We start from the raw sequence: 10,846 nt of genomic DNA, 5'->3' as shown, positions 1-10,846 counted from the left end.
TCAGCCGGCGCGCTGCACCATCGGCGGCAGCTCCTCGCCGTGCGAGACCGCGCGGGCGACGGCCCACAGGTCCGCGTCCTCGGCGTCGCCGCCGGATGCGCTGAGCGCGGAGGCGAGCATCCCGAACGTGAGGTCGACGCTGCGGTTGTCCCACGTGCGCAGCACGATGTCGTCGAGGACGACCCCGTAGCGCTCCGTCAGCATGCGGGTGACCGCCCGGATGCGGGCTCGCTCGTCGTCGGCTGGCACCCGCCTCAGCGTAGAGGCAGCGCGGGGGCCTCGGAAACGTCGGCTCGAGCGCTCACCGAAGTGCTGCAACCTGGTCCGGGCGGATACGAGGGCCGGTGCCGTGCCGTGGCGACGGCGGTCCACCGAGCGAGCGAGGGGCCGCGCGGCGCCCCGCTCGGGGTCAGCGCGATGACGGGCGGATCCGGGACCGCCGGCAGCTCGCCGGGACGGTGGGGCCGAGCGCCGGCGGCCCGGCGAGCGAGCCGCCCACGAGCCGCTTCGGGTGCGACGGGCGTCCGAGACGGCCCGTCGCCGGTGCGAGGATCGACGGGTGCAGAGCATGTCTCCCGTGCCCGTCGCGGCCGTCGTGGACCTCGTGCTCGTGCTGCTCTTCGTGGTCATCGGGCGGTCGAGCCACGGCGAGCAGCTGAGCCCCGGCGGCTTCTTCGCGACGTTCTGGCCGTTCCTCGTCGCCCTCGCCGCCGGCTGGGCGGTGGCCCGCGCATGGCGGCGGCCGCTGGCGGTCTGGCCCACCGGCATCGTGATCTGGGTCGTCACCGTGGTCGTCGGGATGCTGCTTCGGCTCATCGCCGGTCAAGGCGTGCAGTTCGCCTTCGTCGTCGTCGCGACGCTCGTGCTCGGGGCGTTCCTCGTCGGCTGGCGCGTGCTGCTCGAGGCGATCGACCGGCGCTCCACCCGCCCCTCGTACCGGCGCCCGCGCCGGCGCTGAGCCACGTGCGGGCTCAGGGGCGGATGCGGCGGAGGCCCCAGCTCGGCACCCACTGGTCGCCGGGCTCGAGCCAGCGCAGGCCGCGGCCGGAGTTGAGCGCGTCGGCGGCGCAGGTCATCGGTTCGATCGCCACCGCGCGGATCCGTCCGTCGTCCGTCTCGTAGACGTCCGTCGTGAACACCTGCGCGTACGCGAACTCCGGCTCGGCCCAGAGCTCGACGCCGGACCCGTCGGGCGCGGTGATCCGGTGCCGCACGAGGCCGTCGATCAGCGCGATGTCGGTGTAGCCCTGATCGAGCGTGACGCCGGCGAGCCGCTTGCCGCCCCGGAGATCGAGGTCGGTCCCGGTCACGTCCTCCTCGCCGACGGGGATCTTCGCGTCGTCGGCGAGGATCGCGGTCGCTGCCGCGACGGTCACCGTGAGGTCGTCGACGGACGTGTCCCCGACGCGGAGGTACGGATGCACGCCGATGCCGACGGGAGCGGGCGCGTCGCCGGCGTTGTGCACGCCGTGCGTGATGGTCAGGCCGTCCGGCTGCAGCTCGAACCGCACCGACGTGTCGAGGTGGAACGGATAGCCGTGCTGCGGGAAGACCGGCGCCGTCAGCGTGATCGCGGCGTCGCTGCGATCCGTCACCCGGTAGCCGGTGTTCCGCAGCAGCCCGTGGGTGGCGTTGCCGCGGGAGGGCTCCGTGAGGTCGAGCTGCTGCGGCTGCCCGTCGAGCTCCCAGCGGCCGGCCCGGACCCGGTTCGGCCAGGGCACGAGCACGATCCCGGACGCCTGGCTCGGGATCGCGTCCGCGCCGTAGTCCTGCACGAGGGCCACGCCGTCGACGACGAGCCCGCGGAGGCTCGCCCCGAGCTCGGCCACGACGGCCGTGACCGCGCCTCCGTCGAGGGTCAGGACGTGCTGCTCACCGGTCGCCGGAACTGCCATGCGGACGACGCTACGGCCGCCGCCCGAGCGTGCGCTCCGCGGCCGCCACGACGTTCGTGAGCAGCATCGCGCGCGTCATGGGGCCGACGCCGCCCGGCACGGGCGACAGGTGGCCGGCGACCCGGGCGACGTCCGGATGCACGTCGCCGACGAGCTTCAGGCGCCCGTCGACCGGGACGCGGGTGAGGCCGACGTCGACCACGGCGGCGCCCGGGCGGATCCAGTCCGGCGTCACGAGGCCGGGCACGCCGGTCGCCACGACGACGACGTCCGCGGTGCGGGTGAGCGTCGGCAGATCGGGCGTGCGGGAGTGCGCGAGGGTGACCGTCGCGTCGACGCCCTTCCTGCTGAGCAGCAGGCCGAGCGGGCGGCCCACGGTGATGCCGCGGCCGAGGACGACGACGTGCCGGCCCGCGACGGGCACCGCGAAGCGGGCGAGCAGCGCGAGGATCCCGGCGGGGGTGCAGGGCAGCGGGCCCGGGATCGGCCCGTCGCCGGCCAGCACGAGCCGGCCGAGGTTCGCCGGGTGCAGGCCGTCCGCGTCCTTGCCCGGCTCGACGGCCTCGAGCACCAGCTCCTCGTCGAGCCCCGCGGGCAGGGGCAGCTGCACGAGGAAGCCGGTGACCGACGGGTCCTCGTTCAGGACGTCGACGGCCTCGAGCACGTCGGCCTCGGTCGCGTCGGCGGGCAGGTCGACCCGGACCGAGGTGATCCCGACCTCGGCGCAGTCGCGGTGCTTGCCCGCGACGTACGCGAGGGAGGCGGCGTCGTCACCCACAAGGAGGGTGCCCAGCCCGGGCGCGAGGCCCGCAGCACGGAGCGCCGCGACGCGGGCGACGAGCCCGTGGCGCAGCTCCGCCGCGGTGGCGGCGCCGTCGAGGCGGACGGCCGTGGCGGCCGCCCGTGTCACCACGCCTCGAGGCCCTCGTAGAGCGGGAACCGGTCGGCGAGCGCCGCCACCTCGCCACGGAGCCCCGCGACGTCGGCGTCGGGCTGCAGGGCCCGGGCGATCACGTCGGCGACCTGCCGGAAGTCGTCGGCGGCGAAACCGCGGGTCGCGAGGGCCGCGGTGCCGATCCGCACGCCCGACGTGGTCATCGGGGGCCGCGGGTCGAACGGCACGGCGTTGCGGTTCACGGTGATGCCCGCCTCGTGGAGCCGGTCCTCCGCCTGCCGCCCGTCGATCTCCGACTCGCGCAGATCGGCGAGCACGAGGTGCACGTCGGTGCCGCCGGTCAGCACGTCGACGCCCGCGGCCCGGGAGTCGGGTGCGACGAGGCGCTCGGCGAGCAGGGCGGCGCCCTCGACGGTGCGACGCTGGCGGTCGCGGAACTCCTCCGTGGCGGCGAGCTTGAACGCGGTCGCCTTCGCCGCGATCACGTGCATGAGCGGGCCGCCCTGCTGGCCGGGGAACACCGCCGAGTTGAGCTTCTTCGCGTAGGTGTCGTCGCGGGCGAGCAGCAGGCCGGAGCGCGGGCCACCGAGGGTCTTGTGCACGGTGGTCGAGACGACGTCGGCGAACGGGACCGGCGACGGATGAAGCCCGGCGGCGACCAGGCCGGCGAAGTGCGCCATGTCCACCCAGAGCCTGGCGCCGACCTCGTCGGCGATCGCCCGGAAGGCGGCGAAGTCGAGCTGCCGCGGGTATGCGCTCCAGCCGGCGATGATCACCGTCGGCCGGTGCTCGAGTGCGGCGTCGCGCACCCGGTCCATGTCGATGCGGAAGCTCGTCTCGTCGACTCCGTAGGTGACCGCGTGGTAGAGCTTGCCCGAGAAGTTCAGCTTCATGCCGTGCGTGAGATGGCCGCCGTGGGAGAGCTCGAGGCCGAGGATCGTGTCACCGGGCGCCGCGAGCGCGGCGAGCACCGCGGCGTTCGCGGTGGCGCCGGAATGCGGCTGCACGTTAGCGTAGCCGGCGTCGAACAGCGACTTCGCGCGCGCGATCGCGAGCTCCTCGGCGACGTCGACGAACTCGCATCCGCCGTAGTACCGCTTGCCGGGGTAGCCCTCGGCGTACTTGTTCGTGAGCACGCTGCCGGTGGCCTGCAGCACCGCGCGGGGCACGAAGTTCTCGCTCGCGATCATCTCGAGCGTCGTGCGCTGCCGGTTCAGCTCGTCGCCGAGCACGGCGGCGATCTCGGGGTCGACCTCGCTGAGCGGGGCGGAGAACGTCGAGCGGGCGGATGCGATGTCGATGGCGGTCATTCCCGGCTCCTCGGTGTGCGGTGCGTCAAGCCTACGGGCGGGAGACGACGGCCCGCAGCGGACGGATCCGCGCCCGCGGCAGGACCCCGAGCAGCGACCGCGGGACGAGGCCGGCACGCAACCGGGCCGGCAACGTCGCCGCGCTCCCCATGGCGGTGATCACCGCCATGACGTCGTCCGCGGCCACCTGCTGGTCGCGGCCGCCGTAGGCCTGCCGCTCGTACGCGGCGCGGATGCGGCCGAGCGCCGCGGCGGCGGCCGGCGAGGCGCCGAGCGTCCGGCGGAGCGCGGCCTCCGCGGCGCGGAGGCTGAGCCCGGTCTTCGGCGCGGCCGCGAGGTCCGTCGCCGTGTCGAGCACCTCCTGCCAGCCCACCTCGGCGGGGGCGCCCCGGGACAGGCGGGCGATGCGCCGCCGCCGCACGGACCGGCGCAGGCCGGCAGGCAGCAGCAGCACGGCGACGACGAGCAGGCCGATGCCGAGGCTCCGCAGCACGCCGGGGAGCGCCGATCCACCCTTGCCGCCCGAACCGCCGCCGGCGGCCGCGCTCGCTGTCGCGCTCGGGACGGCGCTCGGGGTGGCGGTGACCCGGTCGGCCTTGTTCGGCGCCGCGTCCGACGCCTGGGAGGCGCCCGGCTGCGGCGCGTAGGTCGCCAGGGCGCCACGGCCGGGGGTCGGCTCGAAGCGCAGCCAGCCGAACCCGTCGAAGTAGAGCTCGGGCCAGGCGTGCAGGTCATTGCTCGTCACCGTGTAGACGGTGTGCCCGTTCACGATGCTCCGCGTCCCGGGCTGGTAGCCCACGACGACGCGCGCCGGGATCCCCTCGAGCCTGGCCATCACGGCCATGGTGGAGGCGTAGTGCACGCAGTAGCCGGACTTCACCGCGAGGAACTTCGCGATGACGCCGAGGCCGTCGCCGTCGTAGCCCTGCTGCACCGGCGTCTGCTCGTCGTAGGCGAACGGTGCGCTGCGGAGGTGGTTCTGGATCGCCAGCGCGATCTCGTACGGGGTGGTCGCGCCCTTGGTCCAGCCCGACGCGGTCGTGCGGATGATCGCCGGCACGGAGCCGGGCACCTCGATCGAGCCGCGGTCGGCGGCGGGCAGCGAGGTCGTCGCGTTCTTCAGGCGGGCGGCGCTGGTGTCGACCGCGAGGCTCCGCACCGAGTAGCTGCCGACGGTGCTCGTGCTGTCGCGGCGCACGAGGGTCAGTCCGCGGGAGTCCCAGTCGAAGCCGAACACGCCGTCCACCTGCGCAGCCGGGTAGGTCAGCGGCAGGCGCTGGCCGATGGCGTCATCGCTCGCCGCGGTGATCCGGGTGGTGACCGTCGGTCCGCTGTCGTCCGCGAGCCCCGGGGCCGTCGGCGCGTGGTCGTTCACCCCGACGCCGTAGCGGTCCGCCTCGTTGGGCGACCAGGTGGCGCCGGTGAAGTTCTCCAGCACGGCGAGGCGCAGGTAGACGTCGTCGGTCGAGGTCGTCGAGTAGGTGAGCACCGGCACCTCCGGGCCGCGGCGCAGGTTGTCGCCGAGGCGGATGAGCGGATCCGCCCCCGACCCGAAGAGCGGCTGCAGCGGGAGGCCCTGCGCGTCGGTGACGAACGGCGCCGGCAGCACCACCTGCGCGAGCAGGGCGAGCACCAGCGCCGCTGCCCCGCCGGTGACGAGCCCCACGACCCGCGGCGCCGAGCCGCGACGGCGGCGGTCGGCGGCGACGACGAGCAGCACGGCCACCGCGACCCCCGCGAGCAGCCATCCGCTCGTGCCGGTGTGCAGCGCCTTGCCCGGCACGATCGCGAGCGCGAGCACCACGAGCATCGCCGGCAGCGGCGCGCCGAGCCCCACCGCGACGGCGTCGACGAGCACGGCGGCGGTGGCGGCACCGACCGCGACGAGCAGCACGATGCCGGGCGACGGCTCCGCGGGGACGGTGTCGGCGTAGATCTGCACCCACGCGTCGTTCAGGACCTGCAGGACCGAGCGCGACGACGCCGCCGTCGGGAACAGCAGCAGCACCCCGCGGCCCTGCCCGTCGAGGGCGGTCGCGAGCAGCGGCATCGTCGTCAGGCCGAGCAGGGCGCCGGCAGCGGTCGGCGCACCGAGGCTGCGCGCCCAGGCGCTCACCGCGGTCGCGGCGACCGTGAAGATCACCGCGGCCCACCACCAGTCCGTGCCCTGCACGATCGGCAGGAACGACAGCGCCGCCACCAGCACGGCGGCCGCGCCGGCGGCGGAGAGGACGCCGTCGCCCCGCACCTCACGCATGAGCCCACGCCTCCTCGACCGGCCGCATGGGGTCCAGCACGTGGATGTGCCAGCCGCGCGTCGCGGGCACCGGCTCGAGCGGGTCGCCGACGAGGGAGACGATCCCGACGGCACCCTGGCCGAGGGGCGGCAGCTGCCCCAGCTCGCGGAGCGCGCCGACACCGGTGAGCAGGTGCAGCACCTGCACGTCCTGCCCGCGGATGCGCCGCACCAGCTGCGCGGGGGACGGCCCGTCCTCGGTGCGGGTGATGGTGGCGAGCGCCAGCAGCGCGCGCTCGCCGTCGGTCACGACGGGCGTCCGCGGGTCGTGCACGAACCGCACGGCGGAGCTGCGCCGGCCGACCGCCGCGAGCAGGGACGCGGCCGCCTCGACGCCCCACTCGAACGATCGCTCGTCGCGCCACACGCCCTCGCGCACGTCGAAGGCGAGCGCCGTGGACACCGACGCGGCGGCGGCCTCGGACCGCACCATCAGCTCGCCGCGGTGCGCGGTGGACCGCCAGTCGACCTGGCGCAGCGGGTCGCCGGCCCGGTACTCGCGGGCGATGATGTCGCGCTGCTCACCCGCGAGGCCGAAGACGGCGGCGGCGTCGGGGTCGAGGTCCACGCGCGTCGCGGCGACGGGCGGCCGCACCTCGTGCACGAGGGGCAGCACCGTCAGCACGGCGGCCTCGCCCGACCTGCGCTTCGCGGAGGCGACGCCCAGCGGATCCGTCCGCTCCACGACCAGGGGCCCGACCGGGACGCGGCCGCGACGGCGGGCGACGACCTCGTACTCGACCTCGACGGCGGCGAGATCGGCGCCCAGGCGCGGCAGCCGGCCCTTCGCCGAGCCGAGGACCTCGAGCCGCCGGGTGGTCTCGTCGCGCCACTCGGCGCCGGCTGCGGCGTGCCCGGCGATCGTGAGCCGCACCGTCACCGGACGCCCCGGCTCGGTGACCTCGGGAGCGAGCCGGCGCTCGGCCGTGGCGCGCGTCGGAACGAGCACGACCGCGAGCACCCCGGCGCCGACGAGGGCGGCGAGGAAGAGGGCGACCGCGAGCAGGGCCGGCCAGCCCGACGCGTAGGCGACCACGAGGCCGGCGAAGGCGCAGCCGAGCATCGCCCAGCCCCGCCGGGTGACCCGGACCGGAGGCAGCTGGCGCGCCATCTACTGCAGCGGGACGGGCGTCGCCTTCACCACCCGGTCGATGATGCGCCTCGCCGCCTCGGTCTGGCCGTCGCGGGCGTCGATGCCCGCGCGGCGCAGCACCAGCCGGTGCGCGAGCACCGTCCCGGCGAGCGCCTCGACGTCGTCGGGCAGCACGAAGTCGCGGCCGTCGAGCAGCGCCGCGGCCTTCGCGGCCCGCACGAGCTGCAGGCTGGCGCGCGGGCTCGCCCCGAGGCGCACCTCGGGATGCGTGCGGGTGGCCGCGACGATCTCCAGCACGTAGGTCTCGACGGCGTGCGAGACGAACACGGTGCGCACGGCGCGCGCCAGGGAGGCGAGCTCGCCGGGCGCGAGCACCGGCTCGAGCTCGTCCATGGGCTCGACCCGGTCGTGGGAGCGCAGCATCGAGCGCTCCGCCTCCTTGTCGGGGTAGCCCATGGAGATGCGCGCCATGAAACGGTCGCGCTGCGCCTCGGGGAGCACGTACGTGCCCTCCATGTCGACCGGGTTCTGCGTCGCGACGACCGTGAACGGCACGGGCAGCGGCCAGGTCTGGCCGTCGACGGTGACCTGGCCCTCCTCCATGCACTCGAGCAACGCGGACTGGGTCTTCGGCGAGGCGCGGTTGATCTCGTCGCCGATCACGACGTTCGCGAAGACCGCGCCCGGCTTGAACTCGAACCTCCCGAGGTTCTGGTCGAAGACCGAGACGCCCGTGACGTCGGAGGGCAGCAGGTCGGGCGTGAACTGGATGCGGCTGACGCTGCCGGCCGTGACCTTCGCCAGGGCCTTCGCGAGCACGGTCTTGCCGACGCCGGGCACGTCCTCGATCAGGAGGTGGCCGCCCGCGAGCATGACGGCGAGCGCCGCACGGATGACGTCGTCCTTGCCGTCGATGACGGTGGACACGGCGGTCACGATGCGGTCGGCGGCGGGACGGACGTCCGCCGAGGTCTCGGCGTCGAGGGCGGTTCGGTCGATGGTCAGCCTCCGGGAGAAGCGGTCCGTTCACCATAAACGACCCCGGTGATGCGGCTGCGCCGAAGTGGGTGAACCGCTGTGGATACAGTGAGCGCCGTGACCGAGCGGACGCACTGGGTGCTGACCCTGTCCTGCGCCGATCGTCCCGGGATCGTGCACGCGGTGAGCGGGGCGATCGTGGCCGCCGGCGGCAACATCACCGAGAGCCAGCAGTTCTCCAGCGCGGACACCGGCCGCTTCTTCATCCGGATGCAGGTCCAGGCGTCGGTCTCCCGCGAGCGGTTCGCCGCCGTCCTCGCGCCGGTCGGGGTGCGGTTCGACGCGGAGTGGGGGCTCGACGTCGTCGGCCGTCCCCTGCGCACCCTCGTGCTCGTCTCCACAGCGGCGCATTGCCTGAACGACCTGCTGTTCCGGCAGCGCTCCGGCGACCTCGCCGTCGAGGTGCCGCTCGTGCTCGGCAACCACGACGTGCTCGAGGGGCTCGCGCGGTTCTACTCGGTGCCCTTCGAGTCGCACGCGATCGGATCGCCGCAGTCGAAGGCGGCCTTCGAGCAGCGCATCGTCGCCGCGCTCGACGAGCACGACATCGAGCTCGTGGTGCTCGCGCGGTTCATGCAGATCCTCTCCCCCGGGCTCTGCGAGCGGCTGGCGGGCCGGGCGATCAACATCCACCACTCCTTCCTGCCGGGGTTCAAGGGCGCGAACCCCTACAAGCAGGCCCACGCCCGTGGCGTGAAGCTGATCGGCGCGACGGCGCACTTCGTCACGAGCGACCTCGACGAGGGGCCGATCATCGAGCAGAACGTGGTGCGCGTCGACCACTCGTCGTCGGTGCGCGAGCTCATCGCGATCGGTCAGGACGAGGAGAGCCGCACGCTCACGCGGGCCGTGCAGTGGTTCGCGGAGCACCGGGTGCTGCAGGACGGCCGCCGCACCATCATCTTCCGCTGAGGATCAGCCGGCGTCGTACTCGTCGAAGTCGTCGATCGCGCCGGCACCGGCGAGCGGCTCGGTCGGCACGAAGCCGGGCGTGCGCTCGCGGATGCGGCGCTTCAGGTCCGCGGCGGCCGCGTCCGCCAGGTCGCCGAGGCCGTCGCCGTCGTCCTCGCCCCAGGCCGTCAGCTGGCTGGCCGGCCCGACGAGCATCGTGATCCGCTCCACGGCGCCGGACTCCGCCCGGTACGGGATGCTGATCGTGTCGGCGGAGTTCGTGCGCGCGAGCACCTTCGCGTACTCGAGCACGAGATCGGCGAGACGCCCGTCCGTGTCGATCACCGTGTCCGTGTAGGCGATGTGCTTCACGCTCCCCCTTGGTCCGGTCGGCCGGCAGCGGCGGGGGGCTCGGGGATGAGGCGCAGGCCGGAGGGCTGGTTCGCGCTCTCCCGCAGCACCCGCAGCCACTCGCGGTTCACCGCAGGGTCACGGCTGCCCGCGTACTTGAACACGATGGGCACGCCGGGCGAGATCCAGATCGAGCCGTGGCCGTCGCCGACGCCCGGCTCGTCCTTCCAGTTGAACGCGAACGACTCCTGGGCGCGCAGCTTCGAGTAGATGACGAGCTGCAGGTGCACGAGGGCACGGTCGTCGACGGGGATCGGGGCGTTGGTGCCGTAGATCAGTGCGCCCATCTGGAGGAGGTCCGATCGGTGGAGGGTGTCAGGTGGAAGGGAACCTAACGCATCAGCCCACCGCTGTTCGGGAGGTCCCCGGGAGCCCTGAGAACTCGCTCAGGAAGTAAGGGGCCACCACTTCCATTCGAGACTTGAGCGTCATACACTCAAGTCACCGGCGGAACGCCGGAACACCTCGTCCGCCTCGAGAGACAAGGAGCACACCATGGCGACGACCTACGACCCGTTCCGTGAGCTGGACCGCATGGCCTCGGCACTCCTCGACACCCGTCAGGGGCCGCGTCTCATGCCGATGGATCTGTACCGCGACGGCGACCACTACGTGCTGGCCGCCGACCTCCCGGGCATCGACCCGGGCTCGGTCGACATCGACGTCGACGGGCAGCTGCTCACCATCCGCGCCGAGCGAACGCTGCGCAACACCGAGGGCGTCAAGTGGCTCGCCCGCGAGCGGCAGAGCGGCTCGTTCCTCCGTCAGCTGAACGTCGGCCAGGGGGTCGACACCGAGCGGATCACCGCCTCGTACGAGAACGGCGTGCTGCTCGTCACGATCCCGGTGAGCGAGCGCGCGAAGCCGCGGCGGGTCCCCGTCACGACCGCGTCCGGCGGAGACGCCCAGCAGATGACCATGGAGCAGCCGGAGCAGTCGGCCATCTCGGCCTGACGCCCGGCGGAACGCGAAGGGCGGGTGCCTCCTTCTCGGAGGCACCCGCCCTTCGCACAACCA

12 protein-coding genes are annotated in these 10,846 nt (G+C 74.0%); 3 read left to right on the top strand and 9 right to left on the bottom strand.

What is annotated here, in order from left to right; translation table 11 throughout:
- Nucleotides 1-249, bottom strand: coding sequence for a hypothetical protein (locus VIG76_RS08070; protein ID WP_331952918.1), 249 nt, complete (start codon nt 247-249; stop codon nt 1-3).
- A gap of 319 nt (nt 250-568) precedes the next feature.
- Between VIG76_RS08070 and VIG76_RS08065 the strand changes: the two genes are divergently transcribed.
- The gene (locus tag VIG76_RS08065) at nt 569-958 is read left to right on the top strand and encodes a DUF3054 domain-containing protein (protein WP_331953011.1); all 390 of its coding nucleotides are present in this window, start codon (nt 569-571) and stop codon (nt 956-958) included.
- A gap of 13 nt (nt 959-971) precedes the next feature.
- Here VIG76_RS08065 and VIG76_RS08060 read toward each other — a convergent pair whose 3' ends face one another.
- From VIG76_RS08060 to VIG76_RS08035, 6 genes are read right to left on the bottom strand one after another with little or no spacing between them, the layout of a single operon-like run.
- Nucleotides 972-1,895 carry an aldose 1-epimerase family protein gene (locus VIG76_RS08060; protein ID WP_331952916.1) on the bottom strand — a complete coding sequence of 308 codons (924 nt, stop codon included), beginning with the start codon at nt 1,893-1,895 and terminating at the stop codon, nt 972-974.
- Between the two features lie 10 nt (nt 1,896-1,905).
- A complete protein-coding gene (locus VIG76_RS08055) occupies nt 1,906-2,805 on the bottom strand; it encodes a bifunctional methylenetetrahydrofolate dehydrogenase/methenyltetrahydrofolate cyclohydrolase (RefSeq protein WP_331953009.1) in 900 nt (299 codons plus the stop codon).
- Nucleotides 2,802-4,100 (bottom strand): serine hydroxymethyltransferase, encoded by a 1,299-nt coding sequence (gene glyA / locus VIG76_RS08050; RefSeq protein WP_331952914.1) that lies wholly within the window; start codon nt 4,098-4,100, stop codon nt 2,802-2,804. Before glyA ends, VIG76_RS08055 begins: the two co-directional genes overlap by 4 nt.
- A gap of 31 nt (nt 4,101-4,131) precedes the next feature.
- The gene (locus VIG76_RS08045; protein ID WP_331952912.1) at nt 4,132-6,357 is read right to left on the bottom strand and encodes a transglutaminase TgpA family protein; all 2,226 of its coding nucleotides are present in this window, start codon (nt 6,355-6,357) and stop codon (nt 4,132-4,134) included.
- Entirely contained in the window at nt 6,350-7,507 is a 1,158-nt protein-coding gene (locus VIG76_RS08040; protein WP_331952910.1) for a DUF58 domain-containing protein, read from the bottom strand. Before VIG76_RS08040 ends, VIG76_RS08045 begins: the two co-directional genes overlap by 8 nt.
- Nucleotides 7,508-8,416: an AAA family ATPase gene (locus tag VIG76_RS08035; protein ID WP_414640621.1), complete on the bottom strand. Its 909-nt coding sequence runs from the start codon at nt 8,414-8,416 to the stop codon at nt 7,508-7,510. It lies immediately after the preceding gene.
- A 168-nt stretch (nt 8,417-8,584) separates the two neighbouring features.
- Between VIG76_RS08035 and purU the strand changes: the two genes are divergently transcribed.
- Nucleotides 8,585-9,439, top strand: a complete 855-nt coding sequence (gene purU / locus VIG76_RS08030; protein WP_331952908.1) for a formyltetrahydrofolate deformylase — start codon at nt 8,585-8,587, stop codon at nt 9,437-9,439.
- Nucleotides 9,440-9,442: 3 nt separating this feature from the next.
- Here the strand turns inward: purU and VIG76_RS08025 are convergent, their stop codons facing one another.
- The gene (locus VIG76_RS08025; protein WP_331952906.1) at nt 9,443-9,790 is read right to left on the bottom strand and encodes a hypothetical protein; all 348 of its coding nucleotides are present in this window, start codon (nt 9,788-9,790) and stop codon (nt 9,443-9,445) included.
- Nucleotides 9,787-10,116: a DUF7882 family protein gene (locus VIG76_RS08020; RefSeq protein WP_331952904.1), complete on the bottom strand. Its 330-nt coding sequence runs from the start codon at nt 10,114-10,116 to the stop codon at nt 9,787-9,789. Before VIG76_RS08020 ends, VIG76_RS08025 begins: the two co-directional genes overlap by 4 nt.
- 208 nt (nt 10,117-10,324) lie before the next feature.
- Here VIG76_RS08020 and VIG76_RS08015 point away from each other — a divergent pair, with 208 nt between their 5' ends.
- Nucleotides 10,325-10,783, top strand: a complete 459-nt coding sequence (locus VIG76_RS08015) for an Hsp20/alpha crystallin family protein (RefSeq protein WP_331952902.1) — start codon at nt 10,325-10,327, stop codon at nt 10,781-10,783.
- Nucleotides 10,784-10,846: the final 63 nt, after the last annotated feature.

Source organism: Amnibacterium sp., from assembly GCF_036559085.1.
Classification (GTDB): Bacteria; Actinomycetota; Actinomycetes; order Actinomycetales; family Microbacteriaceae; genus Amnibacterium.
This window is presented reverse-complemented; position numbering and strand designations above follow the sequence as displayed.

Excerpts from the sequence above, each read along its gene's own strand:
- VIG76_RS08065 (WP_331953011.1), top strand. The coding sequence starts at position 569 with ATGTCTCCCGTGCCCGTCGCGGCCGTCGTGGACCTCGTGCTCGTGCTG.
- glyA (WP_331952914.1), bottom strand. The coding sequence starts at position 4,100 with ATGACCGCCATCGACATCGCATCCGCCCGCTCGACGTTCTCCGCCCCG.
- VIG76_RS08020 (WP_331952904.1), bottom strand. The coding sequence starts at position 10,116 with ATGGGCGCACTGATCTACGGCACCAACGCCCCGATCCCCGTCGACGAC.
- VIG76_RS08045 (WP_331952912.1), bottom strand. The coding sequence starts at position 6,357 with ATGCGTGAGGTGCGGGGCGACGGCGTCCTCTCCGCCGCCGGCGCGGCC.
- VIG76_RS08015 (WP_331952902.1), top strand. The coding sequence starts at position 10,325 with ATGGCGACGACCTACGACCCGTTCCGTGAGCTGGACCGCATGGCCTCG.
- VIG76_RS08040 (WP_331952910.1), bottom strand. The coding sequence starts at position 7,507 with ATGGCGCGCCAGCTGCCTCCGGTCCGGGTCACCCGGCGGGGCTGGGCG.
- VIG76_RS08060 (WP_331952916.1), bottom strand. The coding sequence starts at position 1,895 with ATGGCAGTTCCGGCGACCGGTGAGCAGCACGTCCTGACCCTCGACGGA.